This window comes from Microcoleus sp. PH2017_05_CCC_O_A (genome assembly GCF_020738785.1).
In the GTDB taxonomy this organism is placed as follows: Bacteria; Cyanobacteriota; Cyanobacteriia; order Cyanobacteriales; family Microcoleaceae; genus Microcoleus.
Genome location: NZ_JAEQCB010000132.1, coordinates 1 through 17,986, shown reverse-complemented (window position 1 = coordinate 17,986; position 17,986 = coordinate 1). Strand labels below are relative to the sequence as shown.

The following is a 17,986-nucleotide window of genomic DNA, read 5'->3' as shown; positions in this document are numbered from 1 at the left end:
GGTCAGTTTCATGATAGATTTTAGAGACATAAGATACGCTGCACACTGAAATTATCTTTGGGTCATTATAGGATCAATCATTCTGTGGTGCTCCCTTAACTTTCGATGCAAACAAAGAGTTTCCAACTACTGCCCCATTGATAACCCTGAAGTCTAACTATGTATGATCCCGTAGGTAGGGTATAATTTATGCCTATGAAGATATTATGCACCTATTTTTCTTTTTATGTCAAGCACTACTTAGTCTTATCGTCCTTCTGAATTTCCATGCAATACTCCGGACAGTTTTTTGAACTATTCTATAAGGCTTTCAGAGCTTGCAGTTTAAGGCTTGAGCCTTTTATTCAAAGTTAGCTTGAACCCTAACTTTGAATAAAAAGATCCCACCCACGGCGGGATATGGGTTTGAGCCTCAAAACCTGCCCAAATTCTGTCCGGAGTATTGTCAACATACTCTGGGCTAGATCGTGTTGGTTAATAGCTACCCGCCTCAACGATTGACTCATAATCGTTTAAAACTGGGTAAGGATATGGAGAGGAAGCATCCCAACTTCGTTAGCGCAGCCCTCGAAGAGGATCGCTCTTCTGTCTTGTCCCTTGCCTTGTGTTCCCAGCAGAAACAATTATGCCATCCCCAAATCTCAAATATGCTTACTTTCCCGGTTGCGTCGCCCAAGGGGCCGCCCGCGAACTTTACCTGTCTACTCAAGCGCTGACTCAAGCCTTGGGCATTGAACTGGTGGAACTCAAAAAAGCTTCCTGCTGCGGTTCTGGCACTTTTAAGGAAGATTCACAGTTGTTGGAAGATACTGTTAACGCCCGCAATATTGCTTTGGCTGAACAACTTAATCTGCCTTTACTCACGCATTGCAGCACTTGTCAAGGCGTAATCGGTCATGTGGACGATCGCCTCAAGGAATCCCAAAAGACCGATCGACCTTACCTCGAAAAAGTAAACGGTTTACTCGAAAAACAAGGCTGTTCGCCTTATCAAGGCAGTACGGAAGTGAAACATCTGCTGTGGGCAATAGTCGCAGATTACGGTCTGGAGGAAGTGCAGAAGCGAGTCACCCGCAAGCTTTCGGGTTTGAAGTGCGCGTCTTTTTACGGGTGCTACCTGCTGCGAGCTCAGGATAACTTGGTTTACGACGACCCGCACCAACCGGAATCCATGGAAAATGTGTTTCGGGCGATCGGGGCAACTCCGGTTTACTATCGAGGACGGACGCAATGCTGCGGTTGGCCGCTGGCGAGTTATGCCACAAACCAATCTTTTCAGATGGCCGGCAAACATATTGTAGATGCTCTTGACAACGGTGCTGATTGTATGGTAACTCCTTGTCCGCTTTGTCACTTGAATTTGGATTCGCGTCAGCCGGAAGTCGAAAAAGTAATTGGGCGTAAGTTGGGTTTGCCCGTATTGCATTTACCGCAATTGGTGGCTTTGGCTTTGGGTGTTGAGCCAAAAAAACTAGGACTCGATCGGCATATTGTTTCAACTAAGCCCGTGTTAGAAAAATTAGGCTTTTAGTTTTTCTAAAGTTCGTAGTCAGGACTTCAGTCCTTTCTAACTCGGATAGGACTAAAGTCCTGACTACGAACCTACGATCGACTGTGAAGTTTTGTCGCTTTTTCGCGAAGTGCTTCCAAGCACTGCGGTAGACTAACCTTTAATTCTCTGTGCAGGCATAAGCGGTGGTACCTCGCCGTCAAATCTTTTAACTCGCAGAGCCCGCAAATTTTTAGTGACTCGTTGGGAGCCTTTATTCAATGTCTCATTCAGTCAAAATCTACGATACCTGCATCGGCTGCACTCAATGCGTCCGCGCTTGTCCGACTGACGTTTTGGAGATGGTACCCTGGGATGGCTGCAAAGCGGCTCAGATTGCCTCGTCTCCCCGCACAGAAGACTGTGTCGGTTGCAAACGTTGCGAAACAGCTTGTCCTACCGATTTTCTGAGCATCCGGGTTTACCTGGGAGCAGAAACCACTCGCAGTATGGGTCTAGCTTACTAAATATCGATCGAACTGTCGATCGAGTTACGGGCACAGGAGAGGGGGCGATTAAATTGCCCCCTCTCTTTTTGTCGCGGAATCTGCATTCTGCGACAGGAAGAAGGTAATACAATTTGGGATTTGGGATTTGGGATTTTCGACGATCGGCAACAAACGGACACAAGCCCCCGACGCGAGTGTCAGGATCAAAAGCAAAATATTAGATCTGAGATCTTGCACCATTCTCAATTAGCCGTAGGGGCGGGTTCGCCAGTAGCCTTAAAGGTAGCAAACAGGTTCTATAAACCCGCCCGACCCCACGAAAAATCCTCTTATTGACAAGGCGTGCAAGATCTCAGTTAGATCCTAGTTCCAGCTTCCAAATTCAAAGTTGCAAGTCAAATCTAAAATCTACAATCTAAAATCGACTGAGTATCATGGTTGGGATCTTCCCTACAGTTGCATTCTTTTTTGCAACTGGTGTAAAAATGATAAAAATTGGGTTTTATCGCGATCGCTAAGCAGGAGTAGTACCTTAAATGTGCGGAATCGTTGGTTATATCGGCACGCAAGCAGCAAGCGAGATTTTGCTATCAGGATTGGAGAAACTGGAATACCGGGGTTACGATTCATCAGGCCTCGCTACCATCTCCGAAGGAAAAATTACCTGCATCCGAGCAAAAGGCAAATTGCACAACCTCCGGGAAAAGCTAGCAGAGATAGACTCTCCCGCTCCCATCGGCATCGGACATACCCGCTGGGCAACTCACGGCAAACCAGAGGAATATAACGCTCACCCTCACCTAGATAATAGCGGGCGAATTGCCGTAGTTCAAAATGGAATTGTCGAAAATTATCGCGAGTTGCGCGAAGAATTGAAAGCCAAGGGACATAAATTTGTCTCGGATACGGATACAGAAGTTATCCCTCATTTAATAGCTGAAATTTTCCAAGAAGGAAGAAGGAAGAAGGAAGAAGGAAGAAGGAAGAAGGAAGAAGGACAAGATCCAACAGCAGAGGAAATTACTGAGTTGTCGTTTTTGGATGTGGTTTCAAAGGCGGTGAATCGGCTAGAAGGAGCTTTTGCGATCGCCACAATTTGTGCAGATTTTCCAGACGAAATAATTGTCGCCAGACAGCAAGCTCCTTTGGTGATTGGCTTTGGTGCAGGTGAATTTTTCTGTGCTTCCGACACGCCAGCGTTAATATCTCACACCCGCGCTGTTTTGTCCCTCGAAAATGGCGAATTAGCAAGACTAACTCCGATGGGAGTAGAAGTTTACAGCTTTGCAGGACAAAGGCTGAAAAAAACTCCGCGCATCCTCGGCTGGAACCCAGTTTCAGTCGAGAAACAGGGCTTCAAGCACTTCATGCACAAGGAAATTTACGAACAGCCGGCAGTCGTTCGAGCTTGTTTGGAGACTTATTTAGACAGCGATTGGCAGCCCGGAAATCCAGGCTCTCCCATCAATCTCAACTTGCCACCAGAACTTTGCGCCGATGTCGAGCAAATTTCCATTCTCGCCTGCGGAACGAGCTGGCACGCCTCGCTAATTGGCAAATATTTGTTGGAACAGTTAGCTAATATTCCCACGGCTGTGCAGTACGCTTCTGAGTACCGTTACGCGCCCGCACCGCTGACAGCAAATACTTTAATTATTGGGGTAACTCAGTCGGGAGAAACGGCGGATACGCTGGCTGCTTTGGGGATGGAACAGCAGCGTCGCGCGGCTTTTACCGATAAATTTCGATCGCGAATGTTGGGCATTACTAACAGGACTGAAAGCTCGATCGCCCACATGATGCCACACATCATCAACACCCACGCTGGTATAGAAATCGGGGTGGCGGCAACTAAAACTTTTGTCACTCAGTTGATGGCTTTCTATTTCTTAGCTTTGGATTTGGCGCACCAGCGGCAAACCATCAGCACCGAGAGATTGGCAGAAATTCTTGCGGGTTTGCGCCAGTTACCAGCCCAAATCGAGAAGTTTTTGGAGATTCAAGAACAGTATGTCGAGGAATTGTCGCACCAGTTTACAGAAACTCAAGATTTTATCTTTTTGGGGCGGGGAATTAACTTTCCGATTGCTTTGGAAGGGGCGCTGAAACTTAAGGAAATTAGTTACATTCATGCCGAAGGATATCCGGCGGGAGAGATGAAACACGGCCCGATCGCCCTTTTGGATGCTAAAGTGCCTGTAGTGGCGATCGCGATGCCCGGAAGCGTCTACGAAAAAGTCCTTTCCAACGCCCAGGAAGCCAAAGCCCGCGACGCCCGTTTAATTGGCGTTACGCCGAAGCATGGCGCGGCGGAAGCTGATATTTTTGACCACGTTTTGCCGGTGCCTTTGGTGGATGAATTGTTGTCGCCGATTGTGACAGTGATTCCGCTGCAATTGTTGGCTTATCACATTGCCGCGCGCCGAGGTTTGGATGTGGATCAGCCACGCAATTTGGCGAAGTCGGTGACGGTGGAATAATTGTTGACAGTTGACAGTTGACTGTTGACTGTTGACTGTTGTCAATTACCCGATGCCCGATTCCCGATGCCCGATGCCCGATTCCCGATGCCCGATGCCCGATTCCCTATTCCCTATTCCCGATTCCCTATTCCCGATTCCGCAAATCGCCGCCAACAACACCCAACTTATCGTATTAACCCGCAAATCAAACAGAGTTACATCTACAGTGTTAAACAGCGTACAGGCGGCGAAGGCTAATAAATAACTGAAGAAAATTAGGCGATCGGCATTTTCGACATCTTGACAAACCACCTGATTTGTGCTAGTAGATATTGAATTTTGATTGAGAGCTAAAGGATTTTCCGGTACTTCCAGAGTTGCTATTTGCTCCTGTTTGATATCCACAGCATAAACAGGCCAATTCGCCAACAGCAAAACACCTCTAGCCAAAACCCAGCCAACTAAACCAAATAACAAAAGCGTTGTTGGGAATCCCGTTTCCGCAGCCAACATCAGCATCAAACTGTGAGGATGACCCAGCCATTCGTGCATTCTATCTTGATAGAGAGGCGTAAAATTTCGCAGTCCCCAACCAGTCCAAGGACGCTGCTGAGCCATCGACCAAGCAAATTCCCATTGAGTAGTTCTCAAAGTAGCAGTCGGGCGATTTGGAAACATTTCATCCGTAAGTCTCGCCCAGAAAAAAGCCGGGATAATTATTCGTAAATATTGCCGCAGCGGTTCCGGGCCAAACGCCGACAAAAACACTGCACCCACCGCACTAAAAACCGCAGCTAATATTTTTTTATAACCCGCATAAAATGCAAAAGCCAAAACTGCCAAAACTGCCAATCCCCAAGCATTCCGAGAATTAGTAAAAATCAAAGCAACAGCATTCCCTACTACTGCAAAACTTAAAAACAGGAATGGGGCATTGGGCATTGGGCATTGGGCATTGGGGATTGGGCATTGGGGATTGGGCATTGGGGATTGGGCATTGGGCATTGGTAATTGGTAATTGGGCAATTCTCCCCCTCTCCCCGTCTCCCCCTCTCTCCCTCTCCCCCTTTCCCCCTCTCCCTTCTTCCCTCTTCCTTCTTCCTTCTTCCTTCCTCGTTCTTCCATCCACAATCCGAGTGTTAAAATAAAAGCGATTGTTAAATAGCCGGCTAAAATATTAGCGTACATAAATACAGAAGCCATGCGGCCGGGGGGATTGCCTTTCGGTTCGAGTACCCAGCCAAAAATAGGCTGCAATTGATCGATGCCGCTCCAACCTAAAAATTGCTGTCCCAAACCTAAAATTATGACGGGAATTGCACTAATTGCTATTATCCAAGACAATTGTCGTAACTGAGCCGGAGTTTGAATTAAACTGCTGAAAACGGCAAACAATATAAAGAATGGCCAAAAATTGCACAAGCCTAAAACAGCCTCGATACGGTTGTTGGCAAAAATCGTCGTGATGACTAGCAGCACACTCAAAATTGCGAATCCTCGATTCAGCGGGCTGCGGCAGATTTGCCGGAACTTTTGCTGACAAGTGCCGGCCAATCCCAGGAATATTCCTAAAGCTCCCAAGATTGGAATTGTCGGAAAAATTAGCATCCCGATTTGAGCTAAATTCCAAGGGATTTGCAGGCGGCGATCGGGATGTTTTTGCAGGTAAGAATTGAGATTTTTTGCTGTCTGTTTTACAGCTAATTTCCACGTTTTTTTGATATTCACCCAAACTCCCAATTCTTCAATTCTTCACTCCAAAATCCAAAATCCAAAATCGCTACGCTAGTTCCCAAACGCATTCCGATCGCGTTAAGCGAATTTGAGCCAAGGCAAAAATGGTCGGGATAATGCGCCCGTAGTTCGTAGAAATCGATCGCCAACCCAAATCTGCTAAAAACCAAGTCCACATCACCGGGCCGAGCAATGAAAACACGCTCCGTGTCGCACCGTAACGAGCCGCAGTCACGGCCATCCCCCGCCGCGCCGTCTGAATTGCGACATAATTTTGAAACTGGGTTGCTGCGGTTGCAGTCCCTGCGATCGCTACTTGTGTGGCCATTTGATAGGTAGCAAAGTGCAGCGCAAATTGATTGGCCATCAATTTCAGCAACATGGGTTTTAAAATTGAACTAACGGCTAAAGCGCTGCCACCTTTGAACAGCAAACCGAGCGGGTCTTTTTCAGCAGAAATTGGCAACGGTTCAGAAAGTTTAGCATCGACAATTGCTCGCTGTACGCGGACTGTCAGGGCTTGCTGTTCGTCTTTCGGTAAACGCTTCCAGGTGCGGCCCATTAAATGCAGAAATACTTCTGCCTCTAAGTCGGTGGTTGACAACTGTTTGGGATAAGGGATTTTGAGATAGCGGCAAACTTGAATTAGTGCTTGTCTGTAGGTTACTTGTTCGGTTCGCCCTCTCAGTACCGTCAACCCGTCGGCGGCAAGATACCGAAACCTTTGTTCTACGGCGTCTAGCCATGCTTCGCGATCGCGGCTTTGTACGTCTAGGGGTGCGGGGGTTTGCACGTAATCTAAAGGGTTAAACTTGCGACTGAACAGAAGTTCGGTTAGTTGCTGCAATTCTTCTTCTGTTGTCAATTCTAGTGCTGCTCTGAGTTCGTCCAAGATTTTGCCCTCCCGTCATACTATTTTAGATTTTAGATTTTAGATTTTAGATTGTCGCTGAGTAGCGCGCTTTTGGAACTTGCCGATCGCTACATTTTTTTAACTAATCTTACCTGTCGATTATTTTACTACCTGGCGGAGGGCGATGGCTTACGCCCCGCTACGGCTTTGGGCTTTTATGTTCGTGGTGCAGAGCATCTTTTGCCCCGCAGCCTTTATGCTGATTGGTAAATCAAAAATACCTCACAATTTATACGTATGTTCGATGTTGTGGCGATCGGTGCAGGGATGGCGGGGCTGATTTGTGCTCGACAGTTGCGTCTGGCTGGCTATTCTGTGGCGGTTGTTGAGAAATCTCGCGGCCCCGGCGGACGAGTCGCTACTCGTCGCGTGCAGGGGACTAGAGCCGATCACGGGGCCCGCTATTTGGAGCCGCAGGGGGATGCGGTGCAGGCGTTAATTGATGTTTTGGTCGATCGCCAGATCCTGAAACTTTGGACGGATAGCGTGGGAGAATTTCGAGAAGGAGAAATATCTTCGATTCCCAGTTCTTGTTATGTGGCACCGGCTGGGATGAATGCTGTCGGTAAGTATATCGCAGAGGGTTTAGACATTTGGTACGGCCGCCGAGTCAAAGCGATTTCTCGTACTGAGAGTGAAATGTGGCATCTTTCTCTGGAAGTTACCGACGACAATTTAGATCTACCTCAAGAATTGATTGCTAAGGCTGTGGTGGTGGCAATTCCTGCTCCTCAAGCTTTAATGTTTTTGGATACAGAACTTGGTTTTTCCTCTGATTTTATTGACAAATTGCGCTCTGTAGAATACGACGCTTGCATTACAGTTATGGCTGGCTATTCTGCGGAACGAAATTCTGATTTGAGCAATCTAAATCCGCAGTGGAAATCGGTTTCTTTTCCCGATGATTCTGATTTAAGTTGGATTGGGCTCGACAGCAGCAAGCGGCTCGACGATCCGCAACAGCCTGTGTTTGTGGTTCACAGCAGCGCCAATTTTGCCGATCACCATCTAGAATCTACCGATTTGCCAACAATCGGTCAGCAATTGCTCGATCGCGCTTCTGAACATTTAATGCCTTGGCTGAAGCAGCCGGATTGGTTGCAGGTTCACCGCTGGCGCTATGCTTTTTGTCGGAATCCTTTACCTGTTTCTTGTTTGCCTGCTGAGGGGGATTTGCCCTTGGTTTGTGCGGGGGATTTGTGCGGGGAAGGTCAAATTGAAGCTGCTTTGCGATCGGGAGTTGCGGCGGCTAATTGGGTTGATTCTCAGTTGGATAGTTTGCCGTTAAATTCCAGTCTAAATTGGTAATTAAGACTACAATTAAGGTGTGGCTGGGAGGAAAATCTAAGTTAAGCTTGATGTTAGGTTGGGTTCTGTAGTGAAGATTTACAGCAAAGCAAGTGGTTGAGATTAAACCAATCCAGCAACATCAAATTGAACAAGCCAAGCAAGTAGTCATTGCGGTATGTCTATAAATTTGGCAGGGCGTACTCACCAAGGATGAGTTGAGTCGCTATGATTCAATGTCTGATATTGAGAATGTACGATCGCACTATTTCGACAATAACGGCACTTTTTTGGTATTAGTTGATGGTGAGCAGCTTGTAGGCACTGGAGGCATCGGAAAACTTGATGATGAAATCTGCGAACTTAAGCGGATGTGGTTTCTCAAAGAGTATCGAGGACAAGGGTTAGGCTGGAAAATGGCTCAAATACTCTTTGATTTCGCACTCGCGGCAGGTTATCGGAAGATTAGGCTTGACTTAGCAAACGAAGAGCGACAACCAGAGGCACTCAAACTTTATAGGAAGCTTGGCTTTTATCCAATTGAGAGATACAACGATAGTCCATGCCTTGTATTTATGGAGAAGTTGTTGCAATAGATTTCTGGCAAAAAGATAGTCCCTAACAGGCAGGATGCCTGTTCCACAATAATTATGCCAGAGATCTAATAGTAGGGACAAAGAAGCAGAGCTTTATCTCAAACGCTGCACCTCCTCCACCGACACAGAAAGCGCCTGGGCAACTTGTTCGAGACTCAAACCCATTCCCAACAGTTGGGGGATAGCATCTCGTTGTGTTTGCTGTGCGCGATCGGCCCGTTGACTCTCAGCTTCCGCCCGCTGACTCTCAGCTTCCGCCCGCTGGCGTTCCTGTTCGGTATGGAGGCGTTCGAGTCGAGCTTGCTCGCTTCCGGTGAGCAACAAATTTCCCTGGTTATCCCACCAGCGCAACCACCGCTGTGTCTGATTTTGATAGCTGCCTTCCCATAGGCCTAATTCTATGCCCATACGGTCGATCGGGTAATGTCCGCGATCGTTCGGTTCCAATCGGCAATAGCAACCATTCACCCAGTTGTAGACTTCCAGTTGGCTGGTTTTAATTACATAAATGGCGTAGTAGGGAATGCGGATAATCTGTTCGTATACCCAAAACTTCCCTGGTTTCTGAGTAGTACCTTCTGGTAAACGGGATAAAGGCGTGTTGTCTCGCTCTTCGGAACCATTCCCACTGGCAAACTCGATCGCAATTATTGGCACCATATACTCGCGCCAAATCACGTAAGAGCGACGAATTTCGCCGTCCACGAGGGGCCCAACGTTGGGGACGTAGAACCAGTCAGGCGCTTCGGCACCCTTTTCTGGTGGGTCGGTTTCGCGCCAGTAGATGCCACAATCTTGCCCGATCGCATATTGTCCGTCGGGGTGAAGCCTTTGCAGTGTGATTTCTAGGGAGTCGGTGAGCAAAATGCTCTGGGGATGCGCTTGAAAATTATGACAAAATGTACCGTCAGATTCGGGGAGTTGCGTGTGATCTGGGAATGCGGGAGGCAAGCCTGTTTCACTGAGACTTTGGGTCATGACTGGTACGCGATCGACCTAGCGATCGGACTGATGCTCTATTACCACAGCATAGCGATTGTCGATCGATTTGTGCAGAGGAAGAAGGCAATTAAAGCAATGATTTTAGCAAAAGAACATCCGGTGGAACCGGGCGTGGTTGCTACTTCTTCGTTATTCATTCAGCTATTGCTCTAAAAAATAGATCGAATGATATCAAATCCGCTCTTCATCGGAATCATATAAACGGAGGATACCGCGAGTGCCTTAGTCCCTACAATTGATCGCGGTAGGGAAACGGCATCTTGAGTGTCCTCTATATCATTCCGGCGCAGCCGGAATTGATATGACTTACAAAAACCTGGGAAATGGTGTAAATTGCCACTTTCCCCATTTTTTATTTTTGTGCTGTCTCCTGCTTTTTCAAAGCTTGTTCTTGCATCTGCAATAACTCTGGAACTGTTACAAATTTGTACCCTTCTTTTCTCAGTTTAGCAATAATATCCGGCAAAGCTTGTACAGTTCTCGATCGATTGCCACCGCCGTCGTGCATCAACACAATGCCGCCAGAATTTGCCTGCCGCATCACGTTGTCCATCAACGATTGCGTCGCAGTCCGCCAATCTAAAGAATCAGCAGACCACATGATAACTGCATAATCTTTCTTCTGTGCGTAGGCTGCCAAGCCATTGTTTAAAATGCCTCCTGGCGGCCGAAACAGTGATGTTTTTACCCCCGTCACTTCCTCAATTAATGATGACGTGCGATCGATCTCGCGAGCCGCACCGTCTTCGTTATATTTAATGTATTGGTGGTTCCAAGTGTGGTTGCCGATCGCGTGACCGGCTGACGCAACTTGTTTGCCAAGTTCGGGATATGTTTGCAGGTATCTTCCTACCCAAAAAAATGTAGCCTTAATATTGTTTTTCTTGAGAATCTCTAGGATTTGTCTAGTAGTTGTCGGCCAGGGCCCGTCGTCAAATGTTAGGGCGATCGCCTTGTGCTGCTGGTCCAGTTTTGCCTGACGCAGCATGGTACCTTTAAACTGGGATGGTAGGGATGATTGAAAACGAGTTTCCTGCTGTTGAGCTAGAGCTTTTTGGGAAACTTCTACTCGATGGGCGATCGCTCCTGCGATCCCACTAACATTAGATATCAGTTTTGGTTCTGGCGAGGATACTGCCAAGACTTGTGGCTGCATCGGTGGCGCTGGTTGATTGGCCCGCAAGTTCATTGGTAACGTCACACCCAGCAAAAAACTTCCTGCGGCGGCCAGAAAAGCAACGATTAATTTTTTTTGCCGCCTCAAAAGCCGTTTCATATTTGTCACGTCATTATCTCCTTCACACCTTGGAAAATTAATTCTAGATTTTATTTTGATATCAAGTTAATCCACTCAGGACGATCGTATTAAATGCGATTGTCCATAGAAATGTTACTGCAAATGACCGATCGCGGGGAAGTCCGGCAGGATTAACAAGTTTAAGAATTTTCACCGAGAGTTCCCCTAACCGATCAAAACGGGGAATAGTGGCAATCTTCCGGAAGGTAGTTAAATCCCGTTAATTGCACGTTCTATTCTATATAGTTAGGGGCTCAGACCCAAAAAGCCGGGCCGCTAACTGACACTACGGGCCGATCGCCCGCCCCAGCGTCTTCAAATTAACTTTTAGGGCCGATTCTTTCTTGATACAAGCCGACAATCCGATCGATAACTTCGTCAACAGTCAGATTATCTGTTTGAATTTCCACAGCATCAGCAGCTTTCCGTAAAGGTGCTATCAGGCGAGTGCTGTCCTTGGAGTCCCGCAGAGCGATGTCTTGTTCTAACTGGGCCAAACTAATATTAGCCCGATCGGCGTCTTTAAGTTCTAACATCCGCCGGCGCGATCGCTCTTGTACCGAAGCCGTCAAATAAATCTTCAATTCCGCATCGGGAAAAACATTAGTTCCTATATCGCGGCCTTCTGCCACAATCCCACCTTTTGTACCGCAGCGCCGCTGTTCATCTACTAGAAACTGGCGCACAGCGGGAATTGCCGCCATTTCCGAGACGCGAGATGTCACTTCCAAACTGCGAATTGCCTCGGTTATGTCTTCGCCGTTAATCTTCAGCATGAAAGATGCCGGATCGAGATTGTATTCCAAATAGCTGTAACTAATTAATTCGGCGATCGCACATTCATCCGACATCGGCGTGTTTGTTTTCAAAGCCAGCCAAGTCAGCGCCCGGTACATCGCGCCAGTATCGAGATAAAACAAGCCCAAAGCTTTTGCTGCTTGGCGAGTTACGGTAGATTTGCCAGCGCCCGCCGGGCCGTCGATCGCCACAATTGGCCTGCGGTTCCTGAGAATTATATTATCAATCAAGCGAGTAGAGCCAACTCTGGCTGCTACCGCTAAAAGTCCCGCTGTTTCCACCACCTCCAACGGCATCAGAGTGTCGGGATCGACGAGTTCGGCGTATTCGAGCTTAACTTCGGGTTCTCCAGCGACTTCGGCGCGCGCGGCAGCGAGTGCTGCGGCCCAGGTGCGGTCGCCTGAAGCAAAAGTTTTTGAGGCTTGTTCCAGCGCGCGGTAGAGGGCGCAGGCTTGCTGTTTTTGCTCTGTTGTTAAATACTGATTTCGAGAACTCATTGCTAGTCCAGACTCTTCGCGGACGATCGGGCAAGCAACAATCTCTACAGGCAAGTTAAAATCCCAGGCGAGCTTGCGGATAATTGCTAGCTGCTGGGCGTCTTTCTGACCAAAATAAGCTTTTGTCGGCTGCACCAAACTCAAAAGTTTGGTAACAATTGTCGCGACGCCCTGAAAATGACCGGGCCGAGACTTGCCGCACAACACCGATGTCATCGCGGGTGGCGGCACTACTTGAGTTAAGGATGAAAGTTGATTTTGTGTTTGGGCGGTTTTGTCGGTTGCTGTGCGATCGCCCCCTGGGTTCCCAAACATTTCTGTTGCTGGGGGAGCAAAAATGGCATCAACACCAGCTTGTTCGCACAGCAGCCGGTCTCGATCCAAATTTCGGGGATAATCTTGAAAATCTTCTGTCGGGCCAAATTGCAGCGGGTTGACAAAAATGCTGACTAGGACGATCGTATTGTCTTGTCTTGCCCGCTGGATCAAGCTGAGATGTCCGGCGTGCAAAGCTCCCATCGTCGGCACCAAACCGACTGTCACGTGAGGTGCAGCAGACTTTTGTGAATTTAAGTAGCAGCGAAGTGCTGCAATGCTAGTAAACAGTTGCACCGATACAATCTCCTCAAGGCATTCGGCAGAATGCAGAATTTATTTGTCTGAATTTGTTCGATCGGACATCTGGCACCAATGTTAGCAACTTGCCTCGCGTGCGAGTTCCACAACAAATAAACTATGGTGGGGCGCGAGACTATGGCGACGAGTGCAAGATGTCAGATACTTCAAGCCCGGACAAGTTTTATTCTAGTTTCTGCTTTCTACAGTTCGGATAACTTTTGTATTCTGCCTTACCAGAAAGAATTGGTTTAAAGCCGCAACCCTTGTAGGGAGAAATTAGTCTTTGAGCGATCCTTCAACCGCAGATGTCAGACAGATAAACACAGATAAACGCAGATGATTTCAGGGTGTTTTCCGATTTTTGCAAGAGGTCTATTACTCCAATCCTCGGACTTCTAGGTAGAGGTCGCCCTCAAGCTGTCAACTGTCAACTGTCAACTGTCAACTGTCAACTGTCAACTGTCAACTGTCAACTGTCAACTGTCAACTGTCAACTGTCAACTGTCAACGTCCCACAGTTGTTTGTTGCTTGGGTTCGATTACTTGGATTTCCACTCTCGCAACGCCGCTGCTCATCATTCCGAGCACGTTGGCTGCGCCGGCCGACAAGTCAATCAGCCGATCGCCCACGTAGGGGCCGCGATCGTTAATCCGAACGACGACGGAGCGGCCGTTGTCAAGATTTCGCACCATGACTAGAGTGCCGAAGGGCAAGTGGCGGTGTGCAGCAGTCAAGGCATTTTGGTTAAAACGCTCGCCGCTGGCGCTGAGGTTGCCATCAAATCCGGGGCCGTACCAGGAAGCCAAGCCGCTGAGCCGCACTTGAAGTGGGCCCAAAGATAGCACGGGGGCTTCTGGTTCGGGTTGGGGTTGGCCTGCGACTGCTTCCAAGGGTGGGGCGTTGCCCAGGAGTCGGCGGAGGCGATTGGTTACTTGCAGAGCATCTCGGCTGAAGTTGCTCGTGGTGTCGGGGAGGATGTTTTGAGCGTTGATGCTTACCAAATCCTCGCCGTTTGCCTGGATTATGTAGCGATCGCCTTTTTCCCACTTAACGGTAATGCTGTTGGGATCGATGTTGTTGCGGTTTAGCTGGTTGAGTCTTGCTGCTAAGCTAGATGCCCGCCACATTGGATCTGGTTCTTGATTGGTGGAATTGCTGGCAGTGTTTCCGGCTTTGGGATTTTCTTTTGTGCCGGCTACTTTTGACTGACTGCTACCACTGGCTTTGCGATCGCCAGTTTCTCCAATTTTGGTGTTGGTTTCCTGGCTTGGGTTCAGAAAGGTGATGACTGGAATGTTTCGCACGTAGACTGTCACTGCTTGTCGCCCCTCCAAGTCGTGGGGCTGAATTTTGACGATCGAGTCTTGGTCAATGTCAGCTCTTGCTTGGTACTGATACTGTCCAACTTTTTGTGCTTCGGCCCGAGTTGCGTTTAACTGCGGGGACGGTTGGGTGGCAATTACTTGCTGCTTGGAGCCCTGAGAGTCTGGCTTCAGAGCGTCTGTCGCTTGTGCGTGACAAGAAGAGGCCGTTCCTACCACAGGAACTAACAGGACAGCGAGTAAACCACCAACAAATTTTTCCTTCATACGTCCATTTTTGTGAAGAGCCATTGCCAACCGAGATTGGAGGATTGGCCATTTGGCGGCAGGCGTCAAGGATTTTTCTCGATCCCTTCGCTATTCCCCCGTGAGTCAAAGCAAAGTATCCGGGTGCGTTTTTGCTGTAATGCTTCAGCGAAAAAAAAAATTTGGCTGAAACTTCCCCGATCTTTGACAACTCAATACTCGATCTGCAATTTGTGTTTTGGTAACGAACTGCAACAGACTACCACAAACTTTTGCGCTTGGGGATCGCTGTTTCGATACATTTGAGCAATATTGCTCAAATTTTCTCAGAACTCTGTCTAATAAAGTCCTTTAATTGCAGTGGTTACAGCCATTTTCAGAATTCCAGAAATTTTTACAAAAATTTACAAAAAATTCGTGTATTTTATGGCTGCCGAAGGATTAGCCTGAAAAAATCTGTTTGTCAAGTATTAAATGTTGAGTTCGCCCCCAAATGGATACTTGCTGCGATCGCAAAATTTTATACTTCTGTTCGAGATCCCAGCTCCAGAGCTCGTTCAACCTTGGCGCTTACCTGGAAGCCTAAAATCCGCAATCGGCAATCCCCAATCCCCAATCCGCAATCGGCAATCCTCAATCCGCAATCGGCAATCCCCAATCCTCAATCCAAAATCCCCAATCCTCAATCCAAAATCCCCAATCCTCAATCCAAAATCCGCAATGCCCAATGCCCAATGCCCAATGCCCAATGCCCAATGCCCAATGCCCAATGCCCAATTCTCAATCCCCAATCCCCAATCCAAAATCCAAAATCCAAAATCCAAAATCGGCTGACTCTTGGGAATAAACTAAAACTTACAAATGGATTTGGGGGACTTATGGATTATCGAGCAGCAGGTGTGGATGTTGAGGCGGGCAGAGCTTTTGTCGATCGCATCAAAAATACAGTCAAAAGCACCCACCGATCGGGAGTTTTGGGCGGATTCGGCGGATTTAGCGGGTTTTTCAGCGTTCCGGAGGGTTTAAAAGAGCCAGTGATGGTTTCGGGCACTGACGGCGTGGGAACTAAGTTGAAATTGGCCCACGATCTCGATCGGCACGACACGGTAGGTATCGACTTGGTGGCGATGTGCGTCAACGACGTGCTGACATCCGGCGCCGAGCCCCTCTTTTTTCTAGATTATTTAGCGACAGGAAAGTTAAACTCCGAACAATTAGCTGGGGTGGTGACAGGAATTGCTGACGGTTGCAAACAAGCGGGCTGTGCTTTGCTCGGAGGGGAAACCGCAGAAATGCCTGGTTTTTACCAAGCCGGCGAGTACGATTTGGCTGGTTTTTGCGTGGGAATTGTCGAAAAGAGCAAATTGCTCGACGCTTCCCAGGTACGGGTGGGAGATGTGGCTGTCGGGCTGGCTAGTTCCGGCGTGCACAGCAACGGTTTTAGTTTGGTGAGAAAAATTGCGGGCGATCTAGGTTTTGATTGGAATTCCCAACCGGAAAAATTGGGCGGCCAAAGTTTAGGAGAAGTGCTGCTGACTCCGACTACAATTTATGTGAAACCAGTCCTCGAAGCCCTTAAGAGCGGTTTAGAAATTCACGGTATGGCTCACATTACAGGCGGCGGTTTGCCGGAAAATTTGCCCCGCTGTTTGGGAGCCAATCAATCTGTGAAAATTGACTGCAATAGCTGGCCGAGTTTGCCAATTTTTGACTGGATTGCTGAGGCTGGCTCTGTGGCGACTGCCGATATGTTCAATACTTTTAATATGGGTATTGGCTTTGTGCTGTTGGTCGATCGCCGGGAAGTTGAGCAGGCTGTGAAGTGGTTTGAGTCTCAGGGAATTGGTGCTTTTGCGATCGGCGAAGTTATTGACGGTAACGGGGAATTGGTAATGAGCATCGATTAATTTTAGTTGCGTGAATTAAAAAAAATCGCCCTTTTTTTTCGGGTTAAATGCTTGACTCCTGGCAGCAAAGGAAGTACAATTAGATAATGGAAATAGTGGCAATTTTAAAATTTAAGTTACCACTCCCATTATCTAAAATATACCACAGTAATTCTAGCCTAGTCAATAGGTAATACTTCTTTTTTAAGGCAAATTTTTTTAACAAGATTTATCGCATTAACTCTCATTATAATCAAGACAACCTAAAGGAGGTAATACTATGTTGACAAGCGATCTCAATGCTCTACTTGACCAACAAGCACTCCAACGCCAAGATTCCGAATGTCGCTATATTACCGATCGCGTTAACTGGGAGCAATATGAAACCTTGCTCACCAGAAATGGGGATAGTTCGGCATATCGAGTCACTTATTTAGATGGAGCCTTAGAAATTATGTCACCTTCCCGTCGCCATGAAAACAGAAAAACTCGCATTGGAAATCTCTTGGAAATCTACTTTTTAGAAGCAGATATCGACTATTTTCCCTTTGGTTCTACCACCCTGCGGCAAGAGGAAAAAAGAGGCGGGACGGAACCCGATGAAGCTTACTGCATTGGTACAGACAAAGAATTTCCCGATTTGGCAATTGAGGTTGTTGTTACCAGTGGTGGTCTGAACAAATTGGAAGTTTACAGAAGGTTAAATGTTAAAGAGGTTTGGTTTTGGCAAAATGAACGTTTTAGCCTCTACTACCTGAGAGAAGAAATTCCAGTTCAATTTGTCCAAACCTGCGGTTATGAGCAAATCTATCGGAGCGAAATTCTCCCTGATTTAGATATAGAATTGTTGGCGGAATATGTCCGATATCCGAATTCGCTCGCAGCAGTTAAGGAATTTCGACAACGAGTGATTTCTGGTTAAAACCAGAATAGATGCCGATCGAAGGTAGCTATGACTCTCGATCAGCATAAGCTTGACGGCATACTCAAATTACTGCAAAAACCTTTTGTGCTAAGATTAAAGAGCTTAAACATTACTGATTAAGAGCCTTTAACTAAGATGTCTAAGGAATCAGTCATCACAGAACATATCGAAATTACGCCTGGGGTACTTGGTGGTAAGCCACGCATTGCGGGCCATCGAATTGCTGTAGCACACATCGCCGAAATGTATCTGAAAATGGGGATGTCTATAGAAGAAATCGCGGGCAAGTATGATTTGCAACTTGCCTCGGTTCATGCAGCAATGACCTATTATTACGATCGGAGAGAAGAAATCGATCGTCGCACTGCTGAAAGTCGAGCTATTGTGGAAGAATTAAAGCGCAA

Annotated in this window: 17 protein-coding genes; 10 read left to right on the top strand and 7 right to left on the bottom strand. The window is 47.4% G+C overall.

The genetic code is table 11. The features are described 5' to 3' along the window. Positions 1 to 625 precede the first annotated feature (625 nt). From JGK20_RS25445 to glmS, 3 genes are all read left to right on the top strand, one after another. On the top strand, positions 626 to 1,531 hold the full coding sequence (locus tag JGK20_RS25445; protein WP_293217530.1) for a CoB--CoM heterodisulfide reductase iron-sulfur subunit B family protein: 906 nt from the start codon (positions 626 to 628) through the stop codon (positions 1,529 to 1,531). A 239-nt stretch (positions 1,532 to 1,770) separates the two neighbouring features. Continuing rightward, positions 1,771 to 2,016, top strand: a complete 246-nt coding sequence (psaC, locus tag JGK20_RS25440) for a photosystem I iron-sulfur center protein PsaC (RefSeq protein ID WP_015175986.1) — start codon at positions 1,771 to 1,773, stop codon at positions 2,014 to 2,016. Between the two features lie 518 nt (positions 2,017 to 2,534). Further along, the gene (gene glmS, locus JGK20_RS25435) at positions 2,535 to 4,478 is read left to right on the top strand and encodes a glutamine--fructose-6-phosphate transaminase (isomerizing) (RefSeq protein ID WP_293192880.1); all 1,944 of its coding nucleotides are present in this window, start codon (positions 2,535 to 2,537) and stop codon (positions 4,476 to 4,478) included. 45 nt (positions 4,479 to 4,523) lie between these two features. Here glmS and JGK20_RS25430 read toward each other — a convergent pair whose 3' ends face one another. Beyond that, positions 4,524 to 6,188: an O-antigen ligase family protein gene (locus tag JGK20_RS25430; RefSeq protein ID WP_293232572.1), complete on the bottom strand. Its 1,665-nt coding sequence runs from the start codon at positions 6,186 to 6,188 to the stop codon at positions 4,524 to 4,526. 52 nt (positions 6,189 to 6,240) lie between these two features. Then, positions 6,241 to 7,086 (bottom strand): YaaW family protein, encoded by an 846-nt coding sequence (locus JGK20_RS25425; RefSeq protein ID WP_293185418.1) that lies wholly within the window; start codon positions 7,084 to 7,086, stop codon positions 6,241 to 6,243. 51 nt (positions 7,087 to 7,137) lie between these two features. On the opposite strand from JGK20_RS25425, the gene JGK20_RS25420 reads away from it, so the two are divergent. The 3 genes from JGK20_RS25420 (at position 7,138) to JGK20_RS25410 (ending at position 8,990) form a co-directional block, all read left to right on the top strand. Continuing rightward, entirely contained in the window at positions 7,138 to 7,317 is a 180-nt protein-coding gene (locus JGK20_RS25420) for a hypothetical protein (protein WP_293225245.1), read from the top strand. 27 nt (positions 7,318 to 7,344) lie between these two features. Further along, a complete protein-coding gene (locus tag JGK20_RS25415) occupies positions 7,345 to 8,415 on the top strand; it encodes an FAD-dependent oxidoreductase (protein WP_293225247.1) in 1,071 nt (356 codons plus the stop codon). Positions 8,416 to 8,630: 215 nt separating this feature from the next. Next, entirely contained in the window at positions 8,631 to 8,990 is a 360-nt protein-coding gene (locus JGK20_RS25410) for a GNAT family N-acetyltransferase (protein ID WP_293185419.1), read from the top strand. Positions 8,991 to 9,083: 93 nt separating this feature from the next. Here JGK20_RS25410 and JGK20_RS25405 read toward each other — a convergent pair whose 3' ends face one another. After that, positions 9,084 to 9,968, bottom strand: a complete 885-nt coding sequence (locus JGK20_RS25405) for a Uma2 family endonuclease (RefSeq protein WP_293225249.1) — start codon at positions 9,966 to 9,968, stop codon at positions 9,084 to 9,086. On the opposite strand from JGK20_RS25405, the gene JGK20_RS25400 reads away from it, so the two are divergent. Then, positions 9,960 to 10,145, top strand: a complete 186-nt coding sequence (locus tag JGK20_RS25400; RefSeq protein WP_293185421.1) for a hypothetical protein — start codon at positions 9,960 to 9,962, stop codon at positions 10,143 to 10,145. The two genes, JGK20_RS25405 and JGK20_RS25400, sit on opposite strands and share 9 nt — an antisense overlap. A 199-nt stretch (positions 10,146 to 10,344) precedes the next feature. Here JGK20_RS25400 and JGK20_RS25395 read toward each other — a convergent pair whose 3' ends face one another. The 4 genes from JGK20_RS25395 to JGK20_RS25380 all read right to left on the bottom strand — a co-directional run bounded on the left by JGK20_RS25395 (position 10,345) and on the right by JGK20_RS25380 (position 15,595). Further along, a complete protein-coding gene (locus tag JGK20_RS25395) occupies positions 10,345 to 11,268 on the bottom strand; it encodes a polysaccharide deacetylase family protein (RefSeq protein WP_293232574.1) in 924 nt (307 codons plus the stop codon). Between the two features lie 341 nt (positions 11,269 to 11,609). Continuing rightward, a complete protein-coding gene (locus JGK20_RS25390; RefSeq protein WP_293232570.1) occupies positions 11,610 to 13,196 on the bottom strand; it encodes a bifunctional pantoate--beta-alanine ligase/(d)CMP kinase in 1,587 nt (528 codons plus the stop codon). Between the two features lie 510 nt (positions 13,197 to 13,706). Beyond that, entirely contained in the window at positions 13,707 to 14,792 is a 1,086-nt protein-coding gene (locus tag JGK20_RS25385) for a septal ring lytic transglycosylase RlpA family protein (protein ID WP_293232568.1), read from the bottom strand. 536 nt (positions 14,793 to 15,328) lie between these two features. Further along, positions 15,329 to 15,595: a hypothetical protein gene (locus JGK20_RS25380; protein ID WP_293185425.1), complete on the bottom strand. Its 267-nt coding sequence runs from the start codon at positions 15,593 to 15,595 to the stop codon at positions 15,329 to 15,331. A 54-nt stretch (positions 15,596 to 15,649) separates the two neighbouring features. Here JGK20_RS25380 and purM point away from each other — a divergent pair, with 54 nt between their 5' ends. The 3 genes from purM to JGK20_RS25365 all read left to right on the top strand — a co-directional run. After that, positions 15,650 to 16,678 carry a phosphoribosylformylglycinamidine cyclo-ligase gene (gene purM, locus JGK20_RS25375; protein ID WP_293232566.1) on the top strand — a complete coding sequence of 343 codons (1,029 nt, stop codon included), beginning with the start codon at positions 15,650 to 15,652 and terminating at the stop codon, positions 16,676 to 16,678. A 259-nt stretch (positions 16,679 to 16,937) separates the two neighbouring features. Next, complete coding sequence (locus tag JGK20_RS25370) at positions 16,938 to 17,579, top strand: Uma2 family endonuclease (protein WP_293192889.1); 642 nt, start codon at positions 16,938 to 16,940, stop codon at positions 17,577 to 17,579. Between the two features lie 138 nt (positions 17,580 to 17,717). Next, positions 17,718 to 17,986 (top strand): DUF433 domain-containing protein (locus JGK20_RS25365; RefSeq protein WP_293232564.1); only part of this gene is annotated, 269 nt, incomplete at its 3' end.

Excerpts from the sequence above, each read along its gene's own strand:
- JGK20_RS25405 (WP_293225249.1), bottom strand. The coding sequence starts at position 9,968 with ATGACCCAAAGTCTCAGTGAAACAGGCTTGCCTCCCGCATTCCCAGAT.
- JGK20_RS25410 (WP_293185419.1), top strand. The coding sequence starts at position 8,631 with ATGTCTGATATTGAGAATGTACGATCGCACTATTTCGACAATAACGGC.
- JGK20_RS25445 (WP_293217530.1), top strand. The coding sequence starts at position 626 with ATGCCATCCCCAAATCTCAAATATGCTTACTTTCCCGGTTGCGTCGCC.
- JGK20_RS25385 (WP_293232568.1), bottom strand. The coding sequence starts at position 14,792 with ATGAAGGAAAAATTTGTTGGTGGTTTACTCGCTGTCCTGTTAGTTCCT.
- JGK20_RS25395 (WP_293232574.1), bottom strand. The coding sequence starts at position 11,268 with ATGAAACGGCTTTTGAGGCGGCAAAAAAAATTAATCGTTGCTTTTCTG.
- JGK20_RS25370 (WP_293192889.1), top strand. The coding sequence starts at position 16,938 with ATGTTGACAAGCGATCTCAATGCTCTACTTGACCAACAAGCACTCCAA.
- JGK20_RS25415 (WP_293225247.1), top strand. The coding sequence starts at position 7,345 with ATGTTCGATGTTGTGGCGATCGGTGCAGGGATGGCGGGGCTGATTTGT.
- glmS (WP_293192880.1), top strand. The coding sequence starts at position 2,535 with ATGTGCGGAATCGTTGGTTATATCGGCACGCAAGCAGCAAGCGAGATT.
- purM (WP_293232566.1), top strand. The coding sequence starts at position 15,650 with ATGGATTATCGAGCAGCAGGTGTGGATGTTGAGGCGGGCAGAGCTTTT.
- psaC (WP_015175986.1), top strand. The coding sequence starts at position 1,771 with ATGTCTCATTCAGTCAAAATCTACGATACCTGCATCGGCTGCACTCAA.